This window comes from Clostridium sp. AF15-41, assembly GCF_003604095.1.
In the GTDB taxonomy this organism is placed as follows: Bacteria; Bacillota; Clostridia; order Lachnospirales; family Lachnospiraceae; genus Coprococcus.
Window position 1 is genome coordinate 89,157 of record NZ_QTMQ01000011.1, and the last position, 26,501, is coordinate 115,657.

Consider the following 26,501-nt stretch of genomic DNA (forward strand, 5'->3'; position numbering starts at 1 on the left):
ATGAACCAGCACTGTTTTATTATTTTTCTCTATCTATACCGTTTTTCTATGTACTGGCCAAAAGCCGTAAAAAACGAACCATCAGCCTATTTTACTATCATTCCATCAATTTATCAAGTCATAGAGTATGTTTAATGCATCCGATATTCCTCCTATCCGGTCAATAATGCCGCATTTGACTGCTTCTTTTCCGACGAGAACCGAACCGATATCTTTGGATAATTCCTGTGTATTGAACATGATCGATCTTAATGAATCTTCATCGATCTTGGAATGACAGGACGTAAACTGTATGATTCGATCCTGCATCCGTTCGATATATTCGTAATTTTGTCTCACACCTAATACGGTATCGGACACTCTGAGAGGATGTACGACCATTGTTGCTGTCGGTACGATAAATGATACATCACCCGATACCGCAAGTGGCACACCGATCGAATGACTTCCTCCAAGCACCAGTGTAACAACCGGTTTGCTGATCGATGCCAGCATCTCTGCTATTGCAAGACCAGCTTCTACATCCCCGCCTACTGTATTTAATAATACGAGTACACCTTTGATGCTCTCATCATCCTGAACAACCGCAAGCTCCGGCAATACATGCTCATATTTTGTAGTCTTGGTATCAGATGGCAGACTGACATGCCCCTCAATCTCCCCGATGATATCAAGTAACAATATATTATATTTTTCTTTGTTTCCGTTTATGATGATCTGACCATTTTCTACAATAAGTTCCTGTCTTTTTAATTCCTGATCCATATAAACGACTTCCTTTCTTATAGTCAGAAATGTTCCGCCTGTATAAATACGAATATCATTTTTGCTTTTCCATTCAACCACAACTTTTTTGCAAAAAATAACAGGCAGGAAGATTTTTTCATTTCTTCCTGCCTATTGTTTGATACTTTATATGAAATTATTCATAAATTACATAACGAGTGTAATCTCATTTACATCATCCAGTTCATCAAACCGAATGTAGTTATCTTCCATTACCTTTCCATTTACAGTCATGCTCTGGCAGCCACTTTCATGTCCGTCCGGATTTGTAACATGAATATTTAACTTCTTACCACGATAGTTCTTTGTGATATCGAACTCTTTCCAGTCAGATGGTACTGCAGGCGCGATCTTAATTCCATAGAAATCAGGACGCATACCCATGATACCTTCAACACATCCAACCATACAGGTAGATGCTGTTCCTGTCAGCCAGTGAACATGGGAACGGCCTTCATAAGGACTTCCAACTGACTCCGTGAACTGACCATGGCAGTAAGGCTCTAACTTACGAACCTCGGCCTTATCATTCATAGATGCCGGTGAACTCTCGTCAAAGTATTCAAATGCACGATTACCATGTCCCATCAATGCTTCAGCAAGGATGATCCAACCCTGTGGCTGTGAAAAGATACCTGCATTCTCCTTTGTTCCTGCATTGAACAGAAGCATTAACGCTCCGTCAAACGCATGCTCCTTATATGGCGGGAACATCAGTCTGACACCATATGGTGTATTTAATTCTCTGTGAACAGATTCCAATGCAAGCTCGCTCTGTTCTCTGGTAGCAAGGCCACTGATAACTGCCCATGACTGAGGGTTCAGCCACATGCTTGCTTCAGGATCATTCTTGGAACCGATCACCATACCGCCCTCTTTATATCCACGGATATAACGGTCATCCTCCCAGCACTTCTCCTGAATGGTGTTACCCATCTTATACTGGATCTCATTGATATAGTCAATATAATCTGCATCATCTTTTAACTCTGCAAAATACTTAATTACAGTCATTGCATAATAAAGCTGCATTGCTACAAATGTAGACTCTCCACGCTTGCCAAGTCTTAAGCAGTCGTTCCAATCCGCATGAAGTCCTGCAGGCATTCCATTGTCACCCAGACGATTCATAGAGAAGTCGATTGCTCTCTTCAAATGCTCGTATACGGTTCCTTCATCCTTATTTGCAAATGGGATAACCTCATCTATAAAACCGATATTACCTGACTCTGCGATATATTTGTAAATGGTCGGGAATAACCATAATGCATCATCTGCACGATATGCAGGATGTCCGGTCTCTTTTACATAAGATGGATCATCTGGTGTATCCTCATGGCCAGGATTATGTGTATACTTAACCAGCGGAAGTCCGCCACCATTATCTACCTGAGCGGATAACATGAAACGAATCTTTTCCAGTGCCATTTCCGGTGCAAGATGGATGATACCCTGAATATCCTGTACGGTATCTCTGTAGCCATAACCGTTTCTCAGACCACAGTATGTAAAGGATGCAGCCCTTGACCAGATAAAGGTCATAAAGCACTGATAAGAATTCCATGTATTGATCATGTTGTTAAATGACTCGCTTGGTGTCTTAACCTGGAAATTATCTAACTTACCATGCCAGTAATCGATCAGCTCCTGAAGCTCTGCAGCGCAGGTCTTCTCATCTTCATAGGCTTTCATGATCTCATTTGCTGTAGCTTCATCCTTCATGCCAAGAATAAATGAAAATGTCTTTGATTCGCCCGGCTCAAGTGTGATCTTTGTCTGAAGTGCACCACAGGAATTCTCGTTATAATTTAATTTATTACCACAGTCACCATTGATAACAGCAACCGGATCAGCATATGTGTGATACATACCAAGGAATTCTTCTTTATCTCCACAGTAAGAAGCAACTTCACTGCCTGCAAGTCCGAAGAAACGCTTGTTTACAGCATTTCCATCCACTGAATCATTCACTACATTCTCATTGATCACCTGAAGGATTTTCTGATCTCTGTAGTAGGTTCTTGAAATAAATAATGTATACTGTAAGTTTACCTGATCCTGCTCATAGTTGCAGTCGTTTGTAAATTCACAGAAACCGATCGCAGACAGATGTCTGGTCTTATCGGATCTGTTTGTCAGAGTTACATTCCATACCTCATGTGTCTTATCCAGCGGTACATAATAAAGTACCTCAGAATGAATGCCGGAATAATCTGCCATAATATTCGTATATGCAGTTCCGTGATGACACTCGCTCTTATACTCATCCAGGCTCTTGCCTACCGGCTGCCAGGATGCTGACCAGAAATCTGAAGTATCGTCATCCCTTAAGTATACATATCTTCCAGGTTGATCAAAGCTGTTGAAGATGTAACGGATGATTCTTCCGTTTGCACCGCTTTTTTCAAAGCTGTAACCGCCTGCATTATTAGAGATGATCGCACCATAAGCAGGCGAACCAAGGTAGTTCGCCCAAGGTGCAGGAGTATCCGGTCTATCTATTACATATTCTTTTCTGGTTTCATCAAAATGTCCGTATTTCACACACATACCCTCCCGTATAATTTTTGTATTTATTTATTCTCAACATCCTTTAAGCTGAGACTGATACGTCCAGCTCTTTCATCGATCTTGATAACCTTAACAACAACATCGTCGCCTACATTTACAACGTCTTCTACCTTTGCAACTCTCTTGTCAGAAAGCTTTGAAATGTGGATCAGACCATCTTTGTTTGGTGCAAGTGAAACGATCGCACCACAGTCAAGGATCTTAACAACCTTACCCTTGTAGTCATCACCAACAACAAGCGGCTCAACGATCATCTTGATCATGTTCATAGCCTTGTCCATGCTCTCCTGCTCAACACCGCATACAGATACATTGCCGTCATCATCGATATCGATCTTAACGCCTGTCTCCTCGATGATCGTATTGATCGTCTTTCCTCTCTGACCGATTACTTCACCGATCTTATCAGGATCGATCTTGATCTGAACGATCTTTGGAGCAAATTCATTAACATGTGTTCTTGGTGCAGGAATTGCACTGCTCATAACGCCATCCATAATGAATAATCTTGCTTCTCTTGTTCTTGCGATAGCTTCTTCTACAATCGGTCTTGTCAGTCCGTGGATCTTGATATCCATCTGGATTGCTGTGATACCCTTATAAGTACCTGTTACCTTGAAGTCCATATCTCCGAAGAAATCTTCCAGACCCTGAATATCTGTTAATACTACATAATCATCATCTGTATCACCTGTAACCAGACCACAGGAAATACCTGCAACCATTGACTTTAATGGTACACCGGCAGCCATCAGTGACATACAGGATGCACAGGTAGATGCCATGGAAGTAGAACCATTTGACTCAAATGTCTCAGATACGGCACGGATCGCATATGGGAACTCTTCTATAGATGGTAATACAGGAAGTAATGCACGCTCAGCAAGTGCACCATGTCCGATCTCACGACGTCCCGGTCCTCTGGATACCTTTGTCTCACCTACAGAATATGATGGGAAATTATAATGATGCATATATCTCTTAGATACTACATTCTCATCTAAGCCATCGATCTTCTGGATCTCTGATAATGGAGCCAGAGTTACGATATCGCAGATCTGTGTCTGTCCACGAGTGAACATTGCAGAACCATGTACTCTAGGGATGATATCAACCTCTGCAGCAAGTGGTCTGATCTGGTTGATCGCACGTCCATCCGGTCTCTTACGATCTTTTAAGATCATCTTTCTTACTGTCTTCTTCTGATACTGATATAATGCTTCAGGAATCAGAGCAAGCCATTCTTCATTGTCAGCAAATGCTTCTTCGAATTTCTCTCTGATCTGTCTGATATTTTCTTCTCTTACCTGCTTCTCGTCTGTAAATACAGCAACTTCCATCTCAGCAGGAGTTACGATCTCTTTCATAGCTGCAAATAATTCTTCCGGAATTGCACAGCTTACATAATCATGCTTTGGCTTACCAACTTCTTCTACCATCTTGTTGATGAATTCAATGATAGAAAGGTTTACATCATGTGCCTTGTAGATTGCTTCGATCATCTTGTCCTCAGGGATCTCATTTGCACCAGCCTCGATCATGATAACCTTTGTGCTTGTAGATGCAACTGTAAGCTTCAGATCACCCTCGTCCCACTGTTTCTGAGATGGGTTAATGATGAATTCTCCATCGATCATACCAACCTGTGTCATTGCACATGGTCCGCAGAACGGAACATCTGAAATAGCTGTTGCAATTGCAGAACCAAGCATGGCAACCAGCTCCGGTCTGCACTCAGGGTCAACAGATGTAACAAGGTTGTTTAAAGTAACATCATTTCTGTAATCCTTAGGGAATAACGGACGCATCGGACGGTCGATAACACGAGATGTAAGTACTGCATTCTCAGATGCTTTTCCCTCTCTCTTGTTGAATCCGCCTGGGATCTTTCCTACTGCATACATCTTCTCTTCATACTCAACGCTTAATGGGAAGAAGTCGATTCCGTCTCTTGGTTTCTCGGATGCAGTAATTGTTGATAATACAGTTGTATCACCATAATGCATAAATGCGGCGCCGTTTGCCTGTGCTGCTACTCTGCCGATATCAACACGAAGTGTCTTACCAGCAATGTCCATAGAATAAGTTTTGAATTCTTTGCTCATTTTCTTTTCTCCTGTTTTTCTGTTATTAACCGCAGCAGGCTCGAAACAACTACAAGACGCACCTTATAGATACAGCTTGTAGAAGTCTCGAATTGCCATGCCGCAATCTCTTAAAGTTTAGCATACTCATATGTCAAATACAAGATTGAATCAAAAAAACAGGTCAAAAAAAACAGGTCATCCCAACATACATCGGAACAACCTGTCTTTCTTATCTGTGATGCAGAAATTATTTTCTTAAGCCAAGGCTCTCGATCAGCTTTCTGTAACGCTCAATGTCTTTGCTCTTTAAGTAAGCAAGCATGTTTCTTCTCTGACCAACCATCTTTAACAGACCACGATTTGAGTGGTGATCCTTAGGATTAGCCTTGAAGTGCTGGTTTAAGTCATTGATTCTTGCTGTAAGAAGTGCGATCTGTACTTCTGCTGAACCTGTGTCATTTGCATCCTTGCCGTACTTAGCAACGATTTCCTGTTTCTGCTCTTTTGTTATCATAATAACAATCCTCCATAATATTATACTTGGCCTGAACTGGGTAAAAGGACGGAGACTCCTTAAACTAAGTACAGGCTGACCTTTGTCAGACTACCACACTTTCAAAGGTGTGTCAACTTTAAAATCAAGGTTTTCTGTGTTTTTCACTGCACAAAACGTATTTTTTGTTTTTCAACTACTATATAATAAGCATTTTCTGTTGCTTTTTGTTTTTCAACTACTATATAATAGCATCGTGATGGTATGAAGAGCAATATAAATATACTGTTCTTCCGGCATCTGACACAGATACATCAAATGCAACATGCTGTCTGTGTTTATTCTATCTGAAGGAGATTACATATTATGTCAGGTTCAACATTTGGAAATAAATTCAAGATCACAACATGGGGCGAATCACATGGAAAAGCACTCGGTGTTGTCGTTGACGGCTGTCCTGCCGGTCTTCCGCTCACCGAGGATGATATTCAGGTATACTTAAACCGCAGACGTCCGGGCTTCTCCCAGTTCTCAACGCCAAGAAAGGAATCCGATCAGATAGAGATCCTTTCCGGTGTATTCGAGGGAAAGACCACCGGCACTCCGATCTCACTGATGGTTCGGAACACCTCCCAGCGCTCCGGTGATTATGGGGATATCGCTACCTACTATCGTCCGGGACATGCTGATTATACCTTCGATCAGAAATATGGTTTTCGTGATTACCGTGGTGGTGGCCGTTCCTCCGGCAGAGAAACGATCGGCAGAGTTGCTGCCGGTGCGATCGCTGCAAAGATCTTAAAGACATTGAATATCTCATTTACAACCTATGTCTCCTCGATTGGTGATATCGTATCCGACCCTGTCGACTTTGATGCAGACTATATCTCAAAGAATGAGCTGAACATGCCGGATGCAAAAAGCTACGAAGCTGCATCTGCATATCTTTCTGATATCATGGCACAAAATGATTCGATCGGTTCTACTGTCAAGTGTATCGTATCCGGTGTTCCGGCAGGTCTGGGTGATCCGGTCTTTGATAAATTAGATGCAAATCTCGCCAAAGCCCTTATGTCGATCGGTGCTGTGAAAGCGGTTGAGATCGGGGATGGCGTCATGGTATCCGAAAATACCGGTTCTTATGATAATGACGGTTTCCATATCGAAGATGGTGTTATAAATAAGAACTCGAACCATGCCGGCGGCATCCTTGGCGGAATCAGCGACGGTTCTGATCTGTTACTCACCTGCCATTTCAAGGCAACGCCATCGATAGCCAGCACGCAGAAAACGATCAACAAATCCGGTGAAAATATCGATGTATCGATCCGTGGCAGACATGACCCGATCATCGGTTCCCGTGCTGTAGTCGTTGTAGAATCTATGGCTGCGATCACGATCGTGAATGCGCTGTTTGATAATATGTCCGCAAGAATGGACAAGCTGGTGGAGTTCTATAAATAGTGGAGGGCTTTCCTCTACAGCATGGGATTCCCTACATACAACCAAACTGCCCTATACAGATAACTTGTTGCGATTTCTATTCGATGCATATGCCTGATTCGTAATACTCCTGTGTTAACTCACCTACGGATCAAACAAGCATTTGTATTTACTGGCAATATACATCGAAAAACGAAATCTTCACAATGTTATTCTATATAGGGCAGTTGTATTTTGTATATCTGGAATATTATTTTATTTCTACAAATCTTCCATTTCTTGCATCCAGTAGAATAAGCTGATCTGGAACCTGTAACTGCGCATCAATATTTGCCAAAAGCCATACAGGAATATAACAATATCCCTCCTCTGTTTCTTCTAAATAGTATGTTAGTTCTACATGATTAAATGCAATTTGCGAATATGACGCACCATGCTTTTTGATGTATTCCGGCAAGCCATTTTTCAAGGCTTCCATAATCTCATCCCACGTTAAAAGCTGTTCCACTTTTTTCGCTTTTTCATCCTGTTTCACCGGCATTACACAACCAATGCCAACCACACCTTTCGAAGATATTACAATGCGTAATATTGAACCATTTGTCATAATGCTTGATTGGCTGTCATTTCTGTTGTCATATTGACCTGCTATACTTTCTACATAATACAAATCTGACACAAAAGGAGTAACTTGTTCAATTTTCGGAAGAAATGTTATAGAATATCCATCACACAAAAGTACTTCTTCCTCTGTTTCACCCTTTATATAGGATACACAAAATGGTTCTACACATCCCGTATCAACAGGCAATGAGACACATGCACCAGCATAGCCCAAAGCGGTATCTATCGCTTCCTCTATTGTTTTACTACATCGATTCCCGGCTGAAAGATCTTCTTCATTTTCACTATAATTCAAAAGATCCGAATACAGCAACTCATTTTCAGACAAGATATCTGTCGGTTGAACAAATCCATATCCGTTATCAATCTCAAAAAATTTCTCCATTGAATTCTCCGGATACAACATTAGTTCAAAGGATTCACAATAGTCTTCGTTTCCATAAAATGTAAGAAGATATTTTTGATCGTTAATCATACCAATGTACTGATCCGCCGAAAAATCAATATTCTTTTCTCTTATCTCCTGTGCAGTTTTTTTCTGTTGCTCTAGCTCCTCAATACTCGCCTGGTAATATTGTTTATAAAAGGTATCCGAAATATTTTGCTTGTTTTTGCAATATTGGATTTGTTCATCACATTCAGATATTAATGGGGTGCCATCATATATATACAGGACTGCTTCGCCAAATATTGCTTCTGAAATCTTCTTTTTGTATGATGCATCCAGTCTCTCTCTGCTGCACTTCATTGTATAAAGTTGTTCTACATCTGGAATACAGACAGACTTATCTGATATCAATATTGCTTGTAAGTCGGCATCTTCTGTTTTCATCTTGCAATCGATGCTTTGCGGTACCTTCATTTTTTTCCCTAATTCACTATTTTGAACTTCTCCCTGTATCGACATTTCCTCCTGATCCAGCACAAACATATCATCACTTTCTTTTTTTTCACAACCTGAAAGCAATATAACAATTCCGCCTATCAATAATAAATATTTTTTAATTCTTTTTTGTATCAGCAACAATCTTTCCATCCTCAATCTGTATTATACGATCAGCATGTTCTGCTATATCCATATCATGTGTTACAATTATCAAGGTCTTTCCCTGCTCATGCAGTCCTTCTAAAAGTTCCATAACCTTAATGCCTGAGTTTTTATCCAGAGAACCTGTCGGTTCATCCGCAAGTACAACAGGAGTATCCATAACCAAAGCTCTGGCAATTGCACACCGCTGTTGTTCCCCACCCGAAAGTTCACTTGGCTTTTTCTTATACAAATCCTGAATTCCAACCTGCATCAATGCGGAAAGAACTTTTTTCTTACGTTCTTTCTTCTCTATTCCCTTTGCCAAAAGCGGTACTTCGACATTTTCATATACACTATACTGATTCAATAGTGCAAATCGTTGGAATACAAAGCTCACATATTCCTTTCGAAACAAATGAAGCGCATGAGAATTCATTTTGCTAACATTCTTTTCATCATACAGATACTGACCATCTGTTGTCTGATCCATCCCACCTATGATATTTAAAAGTGTACTTTTTCCCGATCCGGATGTTCCAATAATTGCAACATATTCTCCATTTTCTATAGTCAGATCTATCCCATTCAACGCAGGATATTCTGTCCTGCCATTTTTGTATATTTTTTTTGCTTCTTTTAATTGAATCATTTATTTTCCTCCAAGTAATTCCGCCGGAGATATTTTCTTTAACAGAATTGACGGTACAATACAGACCAAAAGAACAAGCAATATCCCTATCATTCCAATCGTCAAGATTAACCGACTGTAAATCGTATTCTTCAACATATAAAATGTCATATTCTCTACCATAATGTTCGCTGCCAGTTTACCGGCTATTACGCACGTCATAATCAGAATTGCAATGATCATTTTTTTTATATTATCGATCAATACCATCTTTATAATATCTCTATGCGATAACCCATAAGCAAGAAGTATCCCAAACTCTCTTCTCTGTGCCAATATCGTGTTAATTTCAAAGCACGACAGAATCAAACACACAATCACAGTGACATACACAAATAACCCAGTCATTTCTTTTCTTTCTGATTCCCTGCTCATATTATCCAGATATTTTTCTACACTATTGATGTAAAATTCTACATCCGGGTTCAAATTTAACGCATCCAGATAACTTTGAACATCATCAAATGAATAACCATCTTTTAATGTAAAAAAACAATTATATGTATTGTCCATTTCTGAATTTAAAATTATCAAAATGCTATAATCAAGTATTTGATAGGGTATCGCATTCTGGTCTTCCGGATACATGTTCATCAGATCATCACTATTTGGAGCTAATACACTGTTCTTCTTCAGAATCCCCTCTACAACATAAACCTCTTCTCCATGTATAAGGCGAGTTCCCGGCTGCACTTTATCTTTATAACGATACCCCAGATAGATTGGAATCGCGTCACCATATAAAGCATAATCAATCTCAGAAGGACATCTGCCTTGCAGCAGATCAATTTTCATCATATCCCACGCTCCAGCGTCTAGCCAGGTAGTTTCCAAACTTTTCCCCTGTATTGCATATCCGGGATCATAAACATTCTTTTTTTGTATATCTTGCAGTAATTTCAAGTCTTCATCTCTGTATTCCGATGCATCATATTCGATACGCCAGTCTCCGGATATTGCCAGTGAACCATTTCCCCATCCAGATGAACATGCATCTATGCCACTAAAACTTTTAACAACTTTCAAAAGATTAAAATTTGAATTATACTGAATATCTGAAGGATTCCCTTCAATACTTATGCTTCCTAATGTTTTTATTTCTTTTCGTATAGAACGCTCTACCGACTTCTTCGTATCTGTTTCAAGACTGACAAAATACACCAGAAGTCCAATTATTGTAATTCCAACAATATATAGAATAACATTAAAAAAACTTCGAATTCCTTGTTTCCATTCATTATCCAACGTGATTTTCCATAAATACCTAAGTTTCATTTATAGATCCATAATCCCTTCTGCCAGATTAATCCGACGCAACTTCATAATTATGATGAAAATTGACATATAAACAAGAACAACCGATGTTCCTGCCATAAACGCAACACCTTCATATGAAATACTATACCATACAGAATCTGTCAGCCAGACATTATATACGCTATTTGCAATAAAAACTGCAATAAATGAACAGATAAACATTGGCAGCATCTCCATAAATAATCTTCTTGCGATCATATTGCAGTTGCAACCACAGGCACGATATATTACATAATCTTTATATCTTTTTTTTGTAAACATATCAATCACCTGAATATAAACAACAATACAAAAGAATAACAATAATACATATATTATAATTAACACTTTTATTTTTTCATTCGGTGATGCAATCGAACGATCTATTACTTTTATATCAAATGTTGTATCGGATATTTTTTCAAGTTCCGAAATAAATTCATCTATTTCATTTATATCAAAACTATTTTCTGATCCAATATAAACTCCAAATATTCCCCACTTCATATTAGAAATTGAAAAAATATTATCTATAAAATTCCTGCAGAATTCCTCAAATTGATATTCTGTTTGAGGAAAATAGGCAAAACACACATCTGCCTTATCTGCAACAGGTTCATAAATTCCAACAACTTGATACTCTTCATTATTAATTTTTATGTAATAATATTCTTCTTTTTTCACCATTGTATTTATCATATCCTCAGATACAATTGCAACACGAGCTTTTTTCTCTAAATCGTCCGAACATATTGATCGTCCTTTAGTGATATTAAATGGCAATTCATCCTTCAATGAAAAAACTGCCAGTTCTGACCTTTCCTGAAGCATTCCACTAACCCGAACATTGGCATATGAATACACTGTGAACTTTCTTCCATACATTGCTTTTATAATCATTTTGGCAGTTTCAAGATGTTCCTTCTGTCTATGCTTATCTGGAACATCAATCGACATAGCTTCAAGTTCACCCGCCTGATTATATTCTGCCTTAAGATGATTCATACATACATCACACTTTGTTTCAATTCCCGCCAAATTAGAATAATTGCCATTATATAACCTTCCCTTTAACTCAGCCTGCATTTTATTAATAATATCAAAGCACTGAAAAATAATCACAAACATAAGTGTATATACGATCAAAAACAATCTAAAAAATTCTTTATCTCTTATCTTCATTTTAACTTCCTTTGATAATCTACAACCATTATATGTACATCTTCTTGTATTATATATTAATCGTGTGCATATATTTCTTTAGAATCTGCACCTTTTAATGATATTGTAACAGTAAAAACACTGTACGCATCACTAACAATTTTTGAATCAGAATAGGTTTTATTGCTTTTATCTAAATAACCTGTATCCAATCTTTTTACTTTTACATCTATACCCTGTATTTTACCAGATATCGAACCTGATGTAACTTCAGATGCATTTCCTCCCCCAAATGCTGCAGTCATGATGCATTTATCTTTTTTCTTACTATAATCATACATACGCGCCGATCCTGTTAATGTTGCAACCCCATCAGTTATAGAGTTGCTCGCCGATGTTGCCGAAACAACAAATGAGCTAAATAATGTAATACAACATGCTAATAATATTATATTTCTTTTTATCTTCTTCATTTTTCCTCCCTTTTATGCAATATAATGGTTGCAATTATAGTATTGCATATACGCATTACATATGTCAACATATATTTATATTTTCTAAATATATGTTGACATATAGTATATTAAAATTACAAAAAAAGACCTTGTAGTCGTACATAACTACAAGGTCTTTTTTATCATATCTAAAATACTGTTTTCTTTTTTATTTCTCTTTCTTATCAAGTACCAGATGCGCTGCATACAGTCCCAGTGATACAATGATGCCGCCACCAATAATGTTACCAAGTGTAACCGGCAGCAGGTTGTGAACAAAACCACCAACTGTAAGTGTATCTGAAATCTGTGTGGATGTATATCCATAAAGCTCACAGGCTTTATCTACATATTTGCTGTTGCCTGATGCAATGATTCCTGCCGGAATGTAGTACATATTTGCAACACAGTGTTCGAAACCTGAGATAACGAAGATCAGAATTGGAAAAAATGCTCCAAACAGCTTACCGATCAGATCTTTCGCTGCACTGCTCATCAATACTGCGATACATACCAGAATATTACAAAGGATACCGGAAAAGATTGCTTTGCTGATATCGATATCTGCCTTACCCATGGCAACCTTGATCGTGAATGCACCAAGTACTCCATCTGAGTAATCATATTGACCGGAAGCATATACACAAGCTGCTGTCAATATAGATCCAAGCATATTGCTGAAATATACAACTACCCAGTTCTTTATCATCTGTAATGCTTTGATCTTATGGTCTGCAAGTGCCATTGTAAGCATACAGTTTCCTGTAAATAACTCACCGCCGGTTACAACTAACATCATAAGACCGATCGGGAAGATCACGCCGGTTAACGTTCTTGCAACACCAACGCCTGTCAGATTATGAGCTGCAAGGTTTGAACCCTCTGCTCCGATCGCAATGAACATACCTGCGAACATACCAAGCAATATCATCTTAAGCAGGCCCATGTTTGCTTTATTGATACCTGCCTTTATATTATTTTCCAGAATCTGTACCGGTGAGTAATAATTGTTCTCCATTTTTTCTTTCTCCTGTCGTCCTTCACTTTTAAACTTTTATCAACCGAAAGGATTATATTCTATTTTACAGACAAGATGCAACTATTTCCATGTACTTTTTTTCGTACAATCCATACTTTACTGCGTATTAACCTTGTATACGGCATAACCGCCCACAAATATGTTTCTGCTATGTACATTCAGCAGCTTATGCTTTGCCCAGCCAATAGCCCGTCGGCTGGCGTTTATCGTTTTCTGCTATATTCATTCCGCTTATGCCCGCGGATGTGCTTTCTGATATTCCTCTTTTAAGCGGCTCTGCTTGCTGTTCAGATAAATCTGTGTCGTTGAGATATCTGCATGTCCCAACATTTCCTGTACAGCCTTTAAATCCGCACCATTATTTACAAGATGTGATGCAAACGAATGACGGATCATATGTGGTGTAATATCCTTATCAATTCCTGCTTTATCAGCATATACCTTGATGATCTTCCAGAAGCCTTGTCTGGTCATCGGTGTTCCCTTGCAGTTTGAGAATAAATATTCTGAATCCTTACACATATCGACTCGAACATTCGAGATATAATTATCAAGCGCGCGCTGTGCCGAATCTTCGATTGGAATAATTCTCGACTTTCTGAGGTCATGGCATTCAATATACCCCATCTTCAGATTCACATCTGTAATCTTCAATGTAACAAGCTCCGATACACGTATTCCTGTTGCATATAACAGTTCCAGCATTGCACGGTCACGGATCTCCTTTGGAGACTGGTCTCCCGGCTGGTCAAGAAGCCGGTTCACTTCCTCTATCGTTAAGATATCTGGCATTTTCTTTTCAATCTTTGGAGGTTTTATATTAACCGATGGATCATCCATTAATATCTTCTCCCGAAAAAGGAATCCAAAAAACGACTTGATCGACGCTATGCTTCTTGATACAGTTGCCATTGATTTTCCGTTTTTTTCTAAATACAGAATATAAGTGTTGATATTTGTCTCATTTATCGAACGAATATCCTCTGTTCCATTCTCCCGATAGAAATCAGAAAACTTAACCAGATCACGCCGGTAAGAAGCTACTGTATTTTCACTTGATTTCTTAATATTTTTGAGATAATCAACATATTTCTCTATGTAAATTTCCACGCATTTTTCCCCTTATTATGTAGACTAAATATCATTATAAATACAAATTTCTATAAAATCAAACATAATTTTTACAAGTAAAATCAAGGTTTTTCAGTATTTTCTGTATTTTTACCAAATCATGTGTCCCTCCAGAATTATGTATACCACATGTAGTAAAACTCTTTTCAAAAAAATTTCAGAATTTTTAACTCAAAAATACAGTTTATTAATACAATTGTAATAATAACTAATCGTTTCACCAGATATTTTCGCCCTTGCGGCTCTCGAATACCACATTTTTCCGACCCATCTGCAAGAATCCAGCGAATCAATCCCATATAAACCATCACCATTACACAAACTATCATGCCATACAGCAGACAACCAAAAAAATATCCGCTATATACCCGTATGGATACCGTCACTCCGATTATGCATCCCGCCAGACAGGCGAGCACAGGCATTCTTATTTTTTCAGGAAGAATATATATAAACCAATAGCATAATACAATCCCCAACCCACGTTTTAACACAAGCATCCCATAAACAGGCAAGCTCCATGCCATCGGCTCACCGGAAATAAATGCTGTCATATCAAATTGCGTATTTATCAGTACAGTTCCAAGGATCAGACCAATAACGTAAACATAGATAAGCAGATTCTTCTTCATTACACCCTCCCCATGCATTCAGGATACTTGTATTTTATATGTCGGAATGAAATATTATATACCCTGTCTGATCTGCTTTTTTAATACATGATTCGCATATGCATAGATTGCTATCAATGTCTTTGAATCGATGATTTTTCCATCTTCAATCATCTGCATTGTATCTTCCAGTGAGTACTTTTCAAGTTTGATAAATTCTTCCCGATCGGGCATCTGTTCCCCATGCGTCAGACCGGTTGCTATATAAACATATGTCATCTCATTGCTGGTTCCTATCGCCAGACATGTTTTTGTCACAAACATAAGCTGTTCTGCCGTAAATCCTGTTTCTTCTTTTAATTCGCGTCTGATACACTGTTCCGGTGTTTCCCCTTTATCCATACAACCGGCAGGCACTTCCAATGTCATATCATCCACTGCATTTCTATATTGTCTGACAAATATCAACTGTCCATTCTCATCCACCGGCAGAACACAGCACCCGGGTATATGGTCGATAAGATCATATATCACCTTCTGTCCATCCGGCAGGATCAGATAATCATTATATACATCAAATATATGTGCATGATAAGCCAGTTCCTTTTTCTCTCTGATAAATCGTTCTTCCATATTTCTCTCCTTATCTAAACATCCTCTCTATAAATAACGCCTCCTGTAAATCTTCCATCCATTTATAAACAATTATATATACTTAAATCTTCTTTATAGTTAAAAACAGCCTGTGGAATTTCTTCCACAGGCTGTAAAACTTTTACTTAGCATAATCAACTACGCGAGACTCTCTAATAATATTAACCTTAATCTGACCAGGATACTCAAGCTCATTTTCAATCTGCTTTGCAATATCTCTTGCCAGTAATACCATATCGGAATCATTGACGTGTTCAGGAACAACTATTACTCGAATCTCTCTACCTGCCTGAATAGCATATGTCTTCTCCACGCCCTTGTAGGAATTTGCAATATCCTCAAGTTTCTTAAGACGTGTAGTATAGGTTTCCAGTGTTTCTCGTCTAGCACCCGGTCTTGCAGCTGAAATTGCATCAGCAGCCTGTACAAGACATGCTATCAAAGATTCTGGCTCAACATCACCGTGATGGGCTTCCACTGCATTTACAATAATCGGAGACTCTTTGTACTTTCTACATAAGTCTGCACCAATCTGTACATGGGAACCTTCCATATCATGATCGATTGATTTACCAATATCATGAAGTAATCCGGCACGTTTCGCAACCTTGACATCAACACCTATCTCTCCGGCCAATAAACCACATAAATGTGCTACCTCAATCGAATGCTTTAATGCATTCTGACCATAGCTTGTTCTAAACTTCATCTTACCAAGAAGTCTTACTAATTCAGGATGAATACCGTGAATACCAACTTCCAGAGTTGCGGCTTCACCTTCTTCACGCATCATGGTTTCAACTTCCTTCTGCGCTTTTTCTACCATTTCTTCGATTCTTGCTGGATGGATTCTTCCATCAACAATCAGCTTCTCAAGTGCAATTCTTGCAACTTCCCTTCTTACCGGGTCGAAGCTGGAAAGGATAACTGCTTCCGGTGTATCATCAATGATCAAATCTACACCTGTCATTGTTTCGAGTGTACGGATATTACGTCCCTCTCGACCAATGATTCTTCCCTTCATCTCGTCATTTGGCAACTGTACCAGTGAAATTGTTGTCTCAGCAACGTGATCAACTGCACATTTCTGAATTGCAGAAACAACATACTCCTTTGCCTTCTTGTTCGCTTCTTCTTTAGCTCTGGTTTCTAATTCCTTGACCATGACTGCTGTTTCATGTTTTACTTCATCTTCAACAGTCTTTAATAAGTATTCCTTTGCTTGTTCAGAGGTTAAACCTGAAATTCTTTCCAGTTCCTGTAAACGTTTTGCCTGAAGCTCTTCCACTCTTGCTTTCTGCTTTTCGAGCAGACCTTCCTTGGATGCAAGACTTGCTTCCTTTTTCTCGATTGCTTCGGTCTTTCTGTCAATGCTTTCTTCACGTGCAAGAACTCGTTTCTCCATTCTGGAAATTTCACCACGTCTGTCCTTGACTTCTTTTTCAAGATCATTCCGTGTCTTTAAAGCATCTTCCTTAGCTTCGAGTAAGATCTCACGTTTCTTTGCTTCAGCATCTTTCTGAGCTTCATCTATAATTTCTCTTGCTGCAACTTCTGCTTTACCGATCTTTGCTTCTGCAATATTTTTTCTATATGCAATAGCGATGAACCATGTAGCTACAATACATACAACAAGGATGCAAATATAAATGATTATCCACGCAACATCACTCACAGGAGCACCTCCTTATTAAGTTTTCATTGTACACTTATACAACTATTTCAGTTTAATATTTTTTACTAATTATGTCAAGTGAAAACAAACAAAAACAACAATTTTCTGCCTCATTTTCTGTGCAAATTTTCTTATATAACCGCTGTTTCATCTCTTAAAATATCATCTACGCAGGTCGCAACCAACCTATATGGATATCCTTTTCGAAGCAGATATGCAATAACCTTATCCCTTCTGTCCTTCAATTCTGAAGCCGGACATTTCTTTTGTATCAATCTCATTACTATCTCGCGTTCGTCAGGAAGCGGATTTTCTTCAAAGGCTTCCTCAATCCATTCATCCGATATCTTCTTTGCTGATAACGCATATGTGATTTCCCTTCTGCTTTTACGATTAATATGACTTCTGACATATACAGATGCATATCTGGCATCATCTACATATTTATATTTTTTTAATTTCTCAACCGTAGTTTCAATTACTTCGTTATCATAACAAAGCTCTTGTAGCTTCTGCCTGATATCATATTCACATTTTTCTGAATATTTAATCGCCGCAATGGCTTTATCCATTGCTCTCTTAAAGAAATAATCTTTTCGGAACTGTGTAAGCTTCTCCGCATCTGTATTCTCTCCTACAATCAGCTTTAACCGCTTGATATCCGAAGCATACAATGGTCCAAACGCCTCATAATCAAGATACAGACAGAATCTTTTATCATCAATCCGTTTTAAATCCGTTACCAGCATATATAAACAGCCTTTCTATTTCTCTGTTCCTATTTCTCTGTTCCTTTTTCTTCAGCATCCTCAGATTCAACCAGACCAAGCTTCTCCCGGATCTTCTCATCTATCTCATCACAGATTGCCTGATTCTCTGCCAGAAATGCCTTCGCATTCTCACGTCCCTGTCCGATCTTATCGCCCATGTAAGCATACCATGCACCGGATTTATCAACGATATCATTTGCAACGGCAAGATCCAATATATCACCTTCTCTGGAAATGCCCTTTCCAAACATGATATCAAATTCTGCCTCTTTAAACGGAGGAGCAACCTTATTCTTTACTACTTTAACTCTGGTACGGTTACCTACGATCTCTCCACCCATCTTCAGAGTATCGATTCTTCTGACATCCATTCGCACGGATGCATAGAACTTCAACGCACGTCCACCGGTCGTTACCTCAGGATTACCAAATACAACACCAACCTTTTCACGTAACTGGTTGATAAAGATAACAACACAGTTCGTCTTACTGACAACAGCCGTCAGCTTACGAAGTGCCTGTGACATCAGTCTGGCATGAAGACCCATATGTGAATCACCCATCTCTCCATCGATCTCTGCCTTTGGAACAAGAGCCGCTACAGAGTCAACGATAATTACATCTACCGCACCGGAGCGAACCATCGTCTCTGTGATCTCAAGTGCCTGTTCACCACAATCCGGCTGTGATATATATAAATCGTCAATATTAACACCTATATTCTTCGCATATACCGGATCAAGTGCATGTTCAGCATCAATAAATCCGGCAATACCGCCTCTTTTCTGGATCTCGGCAACGATATGCAAAGCAACTGTTGTCTTACCACTGGACTCAGGTCCGAATACTTCTATAATTCTTCCTCTCGGAACTCCACCAAGGCCAAGTGCAATATCAAGGCTTAATGATCCTGTTGGTATTACTTCTATATTCATATTGGCTGAAGAATCTCCTAACTTCATAACAGATCCTTTACCATACTGCTTCTCAATCTGTGCTAATGCAGCATCCAATGCCTTCTTCTTATCATCATCTTTTATCATCTTTCTACCTCCATAAACAAATGTTCGATTCCTGTTATTATACTACTAGCCTTTCTCTTAAATGTCAATCCTGAAAATCGAATTCACTCCTGTTTTTTTCTGCAAGACTTCTTCTTATCTGTCCTGTTTAACAGCTCCCGAAATCTTCTGTTTCATCATACATGAACCCATGTGATAAAAATCGTACATCTTCACGAAAAAAAGGCCAGACTACGCCGACCATGCACATTCCAATTATACCATACTTTACAGAAAATAAAATATAAAATATAATGAAGAAAAAAAGCACTTGCTTGCAAGGGATGTTTTTTTTCGAGTGCATTGAATATGCGAAGCATATAAAATAATGAAGAAAAAAACACGGAGGTATAATATGTCAACAGCCGGAATCATAGCAGAATACAATCCTTTTCACAACGGCCATCTGTATCAGGCGGAACAGATTCGTTCCACGCTTGGATGCGAGCATATTATCTCTGTTATGAGCGGTGATTATATCCAGCGTGGTCTTCCTGCCGTTTGCAGCAAATATCTGCGTGCGGATATGGCTGTTTCAAACGGCATTGATGCTGTATTTGAACTTCCAATGGTCTTTGCGACAGCCAGTGCCGGAGATTTCGCATTTGCCGGAGTCTCCCTGCTTGAAAAACTTCATGTTGTTGATTATCTTGTCTTTGGTGCGGAATGTGATAATGTTGATCTTTTAAATACAATTGCAAATTTTCTTATAGACGAGCCTACCGAATTCTCAGATTTGATCCGGCTGTATCTTTCAGACGGTAACAGTTATCCGGCTGCACGTGCAAAAGCATTTGCCGGCCTTTTACCGGATGCTGTTCCTGTTATTGCTGAACCAAACAATATTCTTGCGATCGAATATCTTGCCGCCTTAAAGAAATTGAATTCATCGATAAAACCATACATCATCAAACGTGAACATGCTGCATATAACAGCACCGATATTAATGGTACGATCTGCTCCGCTTCCGCCATTCGATCTCTTATTCAGGAAACAAATAAAGCTGATATTTCTTCAAATATTACTGATACCATAAAGCAGATCCTGCCGGATGCATCTGCCTCTTTATTTTTGCCTGAATATGGCAGATCACTCCCTGTATTTGAAAATGATCTCTCTGCTTTGTTACAGTACCGGCTGTTGCAGCAAACAACCATGCCGGATACAGCCGATATGACACCTGAGCTTTATAATAAGCTCAAAAAGGCAGATACATGCAGCTGCTATCACGACATCCTTGAATCTGTAAAATCAAAAGAGATCACTCAGACACGTATCAACCGTGCGATTCTGCATTTGCTGCTTGATGTGAAGAAAACAGATATGGAACAGTTCAAGGATAAAGGCTGGAGCTTTTACGGACATATCCTTGCCCTTCGCAGAAACGGTTCATCCGTCTTAAAAGAGATAAAGCAAAATGCCGCCTTTCCTGTTTTTACAAAAACAGCAGACGGCATCAGGCAATTAGATACTGTAGGATATAAAATGCTTTCTTATGATATAACAGCTACAAGAATTTATAATCATACAGTTTATAATAAATTCGGAAATAAGCTTCCGGATGATTTTACTGTACAGATCCCTGTAAGATAAATAATAACGTAAATCTAATCTATCCCATATACAGCTGATTTACCGAGTTCCTCCTCAATCCGGATCAGCTGATTGTATTTTGCGGTTCTTTCACTTCTCGCCGGAGCACCGGTTTTTATCTGCCCACAGTTCATGGCTACTGCAAGATCTGCAATAAACGTATCCTCTGTTTCTCCTGAACGATGTGATATCACAGATGAATACCCTGCTTTATGAGCTGTCTCAACTGCATCCATTGCTTCTGTCAGCGTTCCGATCTGGTTTACCTTCACAAGAATTGAATTTGCAATTCCATCTTCAATTCCGTTTAACAAACGTTTTTTATTTGTAACAAACAGATCATCTCCTACAAGCTGTATCTGTTTTCCAAGTCTGTATGTCAGAACCTTCCATCCGTTCATATCATTTTCATCCAGTCCGTCCTCAATTGAATAAATCGGATATCTGGTAACAAGATCCTCATAAAATTGTACCATTTCCTCTGAATTTCTTCGGATCTCTTTTCCGGTCATTCTCGACTCTCCCGGGAAGATATACCGGTCAGATGCTACATCATATAATTCAGATGCAGCTGCATCCATTGCTATCTGCACATCCACACCGGGATTATATCCGGCTTTTGCAATTGCTTCCACAAGAAGATTTAATACATCATATGTTGTGGCCAGATTCGGTGCAAAACCTCCCTCATCCCCGACACCTGTACTTAAATTTCTGATATTTAATTCTATCTTTAATGTATGATAGATCTCACAGGCAATCTCCATTGCTTCCCGAAAGGATTCTGCCCCAACCGGAGCGATCATAAATTCCTGAAAATCTACTGTATTATCGGCATGTCTTCCTCCATTTAATATATTCATCATCGGAACAGGAAGTCTTTTTGCATTAACACCTCCCAAATACCTGTAAAGCGGCATTCCAAGTGCCATCGAAGCCGCCTTTGCGCAGGCCAGAGACACACTGAGCATTGCATTTGCACCATAACGTGTCTTATTGTCCGTTCCATCTGCTTCTATCATGATCCTGTCGATCTCGTTCTGTCTTGAAACATCCATACCGATCAACTTATCTGCAATTCTGTTATTTACATTATTACATGCCCCATATACGCCTTGTCCCATATATCGTTTCTCTCCATCACGGAGTTCATGTGCTTCATACTGTCCGGTTGATGCACCGGATGGAACCATTGCCCGGCCTTTACATCCACATGCCAGTGTAACATCTGTTTCAACTGTCGGATTTCCTCTTGAATCAAGTATTTCTCTTGCTTTAATTTCAATTATTTCCAATCTGTTCATATGATTCTCCATTCTGCCTTTCTATCCGTACAATTATTGGCAATTTTTATTCTTTTATAGTATTCACACTTTTTATCAAAGTATTCATCTTATAACGAATCGGATTTTATATGACTTAGACAGATCGCAGAAACTCCATATGATCTTAACGAAATGTTTTTATCTGACAAACAACTTTCCTGCAATAAAAAAATACCTGTCGGAGAAATCATCTGTTACTATGATCCTCCGGCGGGTATTTTCAATTCATTCTTATTCTGATGCATGAATACGAATAATGCAGAATATCAATCATTTTTATTCTTCTGCTTTTACTGTCGGTTCTACATCAGATGTACAATACATACACTTTGTAGCCTTAACATCAATGTCACCATAACAATATGGACATTTTCTTGTTAAAGGTGCCGCAGCTTCCTCTTTCTTACCGAGAGATAACAGTTTTTTTATTCCCTTCATCAAAAGGAAAATGATAAACGCCATGATGATGAAGTTGATCACTGCTGTAATGAAAGAACCATAATCAATATACTGATCTCCCAGCAGATGAATCTTACCCTGTACTTCAGCACCACCGATACATCCAATGATCGGATTGATAAAACAGTCTGTCAGCGACGTTACCAGTCCTGAAAACGCACCACCGATGATAACACCGATCGCCATATCCAGAACATTTCCCTTTAATGCGAATTCTTTAAACTCCTGAAAAAAATTCTTCATTTGTTCGTCCCTCTTTTTATTTCTTAATAAGCAGCGATTTACCTGTCATTTCCTTTGGCTGTGGAAGCTCCATGATCTCAAGAAGTGTAGGTGCGATATCTGCAAGACATCCACCTTCTCTTAAACCATAGCTCTCATCATAGTTTACAAGTACAAACGGTACCGGATTTGTTGTATGAGCTGTATGTGGTTCACCGGTCTCATAATTGATCATCTGCTCTGCATTACCGTGATCTGCACAGATAAATAATACACCATCTGCCTTCTTAACCGCTTCTACTGCCTTTCCTACGCAAGCATCAACAGTCTCTACAGCCTTGATCGCTGCCGGAATAACACCTGTATGACCTACCATATCAGGATTTGCAAAGTTAATAATGATCACATCGTATTTATCAGAACCGATAGCATCCACCAGCTTCTCACATACTTCCGGAGCACTCATCTCAGGCTGAAGATCGTAGGTTGCAACAGCAGGGGATTTTACAAGGATTCTGTCTTCACCCTTATTTGGTTCTTCTACACCGCCATTAAAGAAGAAAGTAACATGTGCATACTTCTCTGTCTCTGCAAGACGAACCTGTGTCTTGCCATTTGCTGCAAGATACTCACCAAATGTATTGTCGATTTCTTCTTTCTTAAATGCAACAATCTTGTTTGGTATAGACTCATCATAATCTTTGAAGCATACATATACCAGTGGGAATCTTCCGTTTGGTCTGTTAAAGCCATCAAAATCATCACAGCAGAATGCTCTGGTGATCTCTCTTGCTCTGTCTGGTCTAAAGTTAAAGAAAATAACCGAATCATTTGGCTTTACAAGTGATACTGGCTTACCATTCTCTGTAATAACGGTAGGAAGGATAAACTCATCATATACTTCTTTGTCATAAGATGCCTGTACTGCAGCAACAGGATCTTCTGCCTGTACACCCTCACCTGTTACAAGTGACTTGTACGCAAGTTCAACACGATCCCATCTGTTATCACGATCCATAGCATAATAACGACCGGATAGAGAAGCGACCTTACCTACGCCGATCTTCTTCATCTCTGCAATCAATTCCTCTAAAAATCCTTTTCCTGATGCAGGAGCAGTATCTCTACCATCAAAGAACGGATGAACATATACATTTTCAAAATTCTGTTTCTTACACAACTCAAGGATCGCATACAAATGTGTATTATGGCTGTGTACACCACCACTTGATAATAATCCCCATACATGAAGATCAGAATTATTCTTCTTGCAGTTCTCGATAGCTTCTAACATTTCTGCATTATCAAAGAATTCACCATCCTGAATGGACTTTGTAATTCTGGTTAATTCCTGATATATAATTCTTCCTGCACCGATATTCATATGACCAACCTCAGAGTTACCCATCTGTCCGTCCGGAAGTCCAACTGCAAGACCGGAAGCAGCCCCCTTTACATAAGGATACTCAGCCTTTAGCTTATCCATAACAGGAGTATTTGCAAGTGCGATCGCATTGCCTTCTGTCTTATCACTAATTCCATAACCATCAAGTACCATTAAAACTACAGGTTTTTTACTCATTGTTATTCTCCTTCTACTTTTTCTTTTTACCAGTATCCGTCGCTTCTATCATCGCTTCATACTGATTTGATATCTCATCTATTCCTCCAATGGCTTTTAACGTGCCATGGTCAAGGATCATTGCCCGATCACAGATTCTTCGAACCTGTGCAAGAGAATGAGAAACAAATAAAACGGTTGTTCCACCCTCCATAAGCTGCATGATCTTAGCCTCACTCTTTTTTCGGAACTTTGCATCTCCTACGGATAACACTTCATCCAGGATTAAAATATCCGGATTCGCAATCGTTGCAATCGAAAATCCAAGTTTGGACTTCATACCGGATGAATAATTCTTGATCGGCACATCGATAAATTTCCCAAGCTCGGAAAATTCTACGATCTCATCATATTTTTCTTCCAGATATCCCTTTGTATATCCAAGAACAGTTCCATATAAAAATATATTTTCTTTACCGGTGTACTGCTGGTCAAAGCCTGCCCCAAGCTCCAACAGAGGCACCACTTTCCCATGACGGATCACTTTACCTTCCGTTGGTTTATAAACGCCGGAAATAACCTTTAACAACGTACTCTTTCCTGCACCGTTTAATCCAAGGATTCCCATTCGTTCACCCTTGTTCATTGTAAAACTGACATTCCTTAAAGACCAGAATTCATCATAACTGATCTGATGTTTAATAGATTTAATAATATATTCTTTTATATTATCAACCTTTTCACTGCTCAGGTTGAATTTCATACTGACATTATCAACAATAAGTGCTTCTTTACCCATTCCTGTCCCCTTAAATATGAAGAATAAATTTATCCTGTTTCTTATAGAACGTGTATGTTCCGATTATAATAGCAACTATCGAAAATATAAATGCATACAGCATATAATTCCAATTCAATGGATCACCCAGCACACATGCACGGAAATTGTGTATAACACAATATAATGGATTATACTTTAGCAGCCAGGAATATCCACTTTTTAACAAACGCGTTGGATAATAGAAAATCGCACATGTATACATAATGATCATTAGAAATACATCCCACAGATATTCCATATCCCGGAAAAATACCGTAACAGTTGCCAGGATCATTCCAACACCGAATGTCATAAGCAGCAGAATCAACAACGGGATAAACATCAGAAGTATCTGCAGCTTCGGCACATGATGACAAAAAACAAATAATGGTATCATTACTAATAATGATATCATAAAAATTATAAAATTAAAAAGAACCGATGACATTGGATACAGATACTTTGGTACATATACCTTTTTAATCATACCGGCATTTGCACGAATTGCCTTGGAACATGCCTTTGTTCCACTGCTAAAAAACGAATACAGCAAACGTCCGCTTAAAATATAAAGCGGGAATAACTTATTTTTGTTGTCAAACAATGTTCCGAATACAACAGTTAATACTGCTGTTGTCATCAACGGTTCCAGCAAGGACCATAAAATACCAAGATACGAACGTCTGTATTTTAATTTGATTCCCTTCTTTACCAGTTCAGCAAGCAGATATCTTCTGCTCCAGAATGTCTTTAAATATTCCATATTTACATCCTTTTTCTTTTAATTTGTTCAAAAATCGTTTGAATTATATCACAGTTAAACATAATCGTCAACGAAGTATAGATTGCCGGGATGTACAAAATGTGTAGGATTACAATACATGTGTTACAACTGAATATAAAAAA

At 38.8% G+C, this 26,501-nt stretch carries 23 protein-coding genes; 2 read left to right on the top strand and 21 right to left on the bottom strand.

Features of this window, described 5'->3' with window-relative positions:
- Positions 1 to 105: 105 nt before the first annotated feature.
- The 4 genes from DWW43_RS09040 to rpsO all read right to left on the bottom strand — a co-directional run bounded on the left by DWW43_RS09040 (position 106) and on the right by rpsO (position 5,958).
- Entirely contained in the window at positions 106 to 765 is a 660-nt protein-coding gene (locus tag DWW43_RS09040) for an ATP-dependent Clp protease proteolytic subunit (protein WP_119963350.1), read from the bottom strand.
- A gap of 168 nt (positions 766 to 933) precedes the next feature.
- Complete coding sequence (locus DWW43_RS09045) at positions 934 to 3,330, bottom strand: N,N'-diacetylchitobiose phosphorylase (protein ID WP_119963351.1); 2,397 nt, start codon at positions 3,328 to 3,330, stop codon at positions 934 to 936.
- A 29-nt stretch (positions 3,331 to 3,359) separates the two neighbouring features.
- Positions 3,360 to 5,462, bottom strand: coding sequence for a polyribonucleotide nucleotidyltransferase (locus tag DWW43_RS09050; protein WP_021943800.1), 2,103 nt, complete (start codon positions 5,460 to 5,462; stop codon positions 3,360 to 3,362).
- Between the two features lie 229 nt (positions 5,463 to 5,691).
- On the bottom strand, positions 5,692 to 5,958 hold the full coding sequence (gene rpsO / locus DWW43_RS09055; RefSeq protein ID WP_008400751.1) for a 30S ribosomal protein S15: 267 nt from the start codon (positions 5,956 to 5,958) through the stop codon (positions 5,692 to 5,694).
- A gap of 345 nt (positions 5,959 to 6,303) precedes the next feature.
- Between rpsO and aroC the strand changes: the two genes are divergently transcribed.
- On the top strand, positions 6,304 to 7,401 hold the full coding sequence (gene aroC, locus DWW43_RS09060; RefSeq protein ID WP_119963352.1) for a chorismate synthase: 1,098 nt from the start codon (positions 6,304 to 6,306) through the stop codon (positions 7,399 to 7,401).
- A gap of 229 nt (positions 7,402 to 7,630) precedes the next feature.
- On the opposite strand, the gene DWW43_RS09065 is transcribed toward aroC, so the two are convergent.
- The 12 genes from DWW43_RS09065 to recA form a co-directional block, all read right to left on the bottom strand.
- On the bottom strand, positions 7,631 to 9,028 hold the full coding sequence (locus DWW43_RS09065) for a hypothetical protein (protein ID WP_119963353.1): 1,398 nt from the start codon (positions 9,026 to 9,028) through the stop codon (positions 7,631 to 7,633).
- Positions 9,006 to 9,683 (bottom strand): ABC transporter ATP-binding protein, encoded by a 678-nt coding sequence (locus tag DWW43_RS09070; protein ID WP_008400747.1) that lies wholly within the window; start codon positions 9,681 to 9,683, stop codon positions 9,006 to 9,008. The genes DWW43_RS09065 and DWW43_RS09070 overlap by 23 nt, the downstream gene beginning before the upstream one ends.
- A complete protein-coding gene (locus tag DWW43_RS09075) occupies positions 9,684 to 10,967 on the bottom strand; it encodes an ABC transporter permease (protein WP_044944941.1) in 1,284 nt (427 codons plus the stop codon).
- A 30-nt stretch (positions 10,968 to 10,997) separates the two neighbouring features.
- A complete protein-coding gene (locus DWW43_RS09080; RefSeq protein ID WP_119963354.1) occupies positions 10,998 to 12,200 on the bottom strand; it encodes an ABC transporter permease in 1,203 nt (400 codons plus the stop codon).
- Positions 12,201 to 12,256: 56 nt separating this feature from the next.
- The gene (locus tag DWW43_RS09085; RefSeq protein WP_008400744.1) at positions 12,257 to 12,652 is read right to left on the bottom strand and encodes a hypothetical protein; all 396 of its coding nucleotides are present in this window, start codon (positions 12,650 to 12,652) and stop codon (positions 12,257 to 12,259) included.
- 190 nt (positions 12,653 to 12,842) lie between these two features.
- Positions 12,843 to 13,691 carry a formate/nitrite transporter family protein gene (locus tag DWW43_RS09090; protein ID WP_119963355.1) on the bottom strand — a complete coding sequence of 283 codons (849 nt, stop codon included), beginning with the start codon at positions 13,689 to 13,691 and terminating at the stop codon, positions 12,843 to 12,845.
- Positions 13,692 to 13,943: 252 nt separating this feature from the next.
- On the bottom strand, positions 13,944 to 14,822 hold the full coding sequence (gene xerD / locus DWW43_RS09095; protein WP_119963356.1) for a site-specific tyrosine recombinase XerD: 879 nt from the start codon (positions 14,820 to 14,822) through the stop codon (positions 13,944 to 13,946).
- Positions 14,823 to 14,989: 167 nt separating this feature from the next.
- Positions 14,990 to 15,475 carry a hypothetical protein gene (locus DWW43_RS09100; protein WP_119963357.1) on the bottom strand — a complete coding sequence of 162 codons (486 nt, stop codon included), beginning with the start codon at positions 15,473 to 15,475 and terminating at the stop codon, positions 14,990 to 14,992.
- A gap of 54 nt (positions 15,476 to 15,529) precedes the next feature.
- Positions 15,530 to 16,087 carry an NUDIX hydrolase gene (locus tag DWW43_RS09105; protein ID WP_119963358.1) on the bottom strand — a complete coding sequence of 186 codons (558 nt, stop codon included), beginning with the start codon at positions 16,085 to 16,087 and terminating at the stop codon, positions 15,530 to 15,532.
- Between the two features lie 142 nt (positions 16,088 to 16,229).
- Positions 16,230 to 17,783 (bottom strand): ribonuclease Y, encoded by a 1,554-nt coding sequence (rny, locus tag DWW43_RS09110; RefSeq protein WP_119963359.1) that lies wholly within the window; start codon positions 17,781 to 17,783, stop codon positions 16,230 to 16,232.
- Between the two features lie 131 nt (positions 17,784 to 17,914).
- Positions 17,915 to 18,532 (bottom strand): regulatory protein RecX, encoded by a 618-nt coding sequence (locus DWW43_RS09115; protein WP_119963360.1) that lies wholly within the window; start codon positions 18,530 to 18,532, stop codon positions 17,915 to 17,917.
- Between the two features lie 29 nt (positions 18,533 to 18,561).
- Positions 18,562 to 19,596 carry a recombinase RecA gene (gene recA / locus DWW43_RS09120; protein WP_008400736.1) on the bottom strand — a complete coding sequence of 345 codons (1,035 nt, stop codon included), beginning with the start codon at positions 19,594 to 19,596 and terminating at the stop codon, positions 18,562 to 18,564.
- A gap of 373 nt (positions 19,597 to 19,969) precedes the next feature.
- Here recA and DWW43_RS09125 point away from each other — a divergent pair, with 373 nt between their 5' ends.
- Complete coding sequence (locus DWW43_RS09125; RefSeq protein ID WP_165853050.1) at positions 19,970 to 21,208, top strand: nucleotidyltransferase family protein; 1,239 nt, start codon at positions 19,970 to 19,972, stop codon at positions 21,206 to 21,208.
- Between the two features lie 14 nt (positions 21,209 to 21,222).
- Here DWW43_RS09125 and eno read toward each other — a convergent pair whose 3' ends face one another.
- The 5 genes from eno to DWW43_RS09150 form a co-directional block, all read right to left on the bottom strand.
- Positions 21,223 to 22,512 carry a phosphopyruvate hydratase gene (gene eno / locus DWW43_RS09130; RefSeq protein WP_165853051.1) on the bottom strand — a complete coding sequence of 430 codons (1,290 nt, stop codon included), beginning with the start codon at positions 22,510 to 22,512 and terminating at the stop codon, positions 21,223 to 21,225.
- Positions 22,513 to 22,809: 297 nt separating this feature from the next.
- Positions 22,810 to 23,235 (bottom strand): large conductance mechanosensitive channel protein MscL, encoded by a 426-nt coding sequence (mscL, locus tag DWW43_RS09135; protein ID WP_119963363.1) that lies wholly within the window; start codon positions 23,233 to 23,235, stop codon positions 22,810 to 22,812.
- Positions 23,236 to 23,251: 16 nt separating this feature from the next.
- The gene (gpmI, locus tag DWW43_RS09140) at positions 23,252 to 24,796 is read right to left on the bottom strand and encodes a 2,3-bisphosphoglycerate-independent phosphoglycerate mutase (protein ID WP_008400728.1); all 1,545 of its coding nucleotides are present in this window, start codon (positions 24,794 to 24,796) and stop codon (positions 23,252 to 23,254) included.
- A gap of 13 nt (positions 24,797 to 24,809) precedes the next feature.
- A complete protein-coding gene (locus DWW43_RS09145; RefSeq protein ID WP_008400727.1) occupies positions 24,810 to 25,574 on the bottom strand; it encodes an ABC transporter ATP-binding protein in 765 nt (254 codons plus the stop codon).
- Between the two features lie 10 nt (positions 25,575 to 25,584).
- Positions 25,585 to 26,358, bottom strand: coding sequence for an ABC transporter permease (locus tag DWW43_RS09150; protein WP_119963364.1), 774 nt, complete (start codon positions 26,356 to 26,358; stop codon positions 25,585 to 25,587).
- Positions 26,359 to 26,501 lie beyond the last annotated feature (143 nt).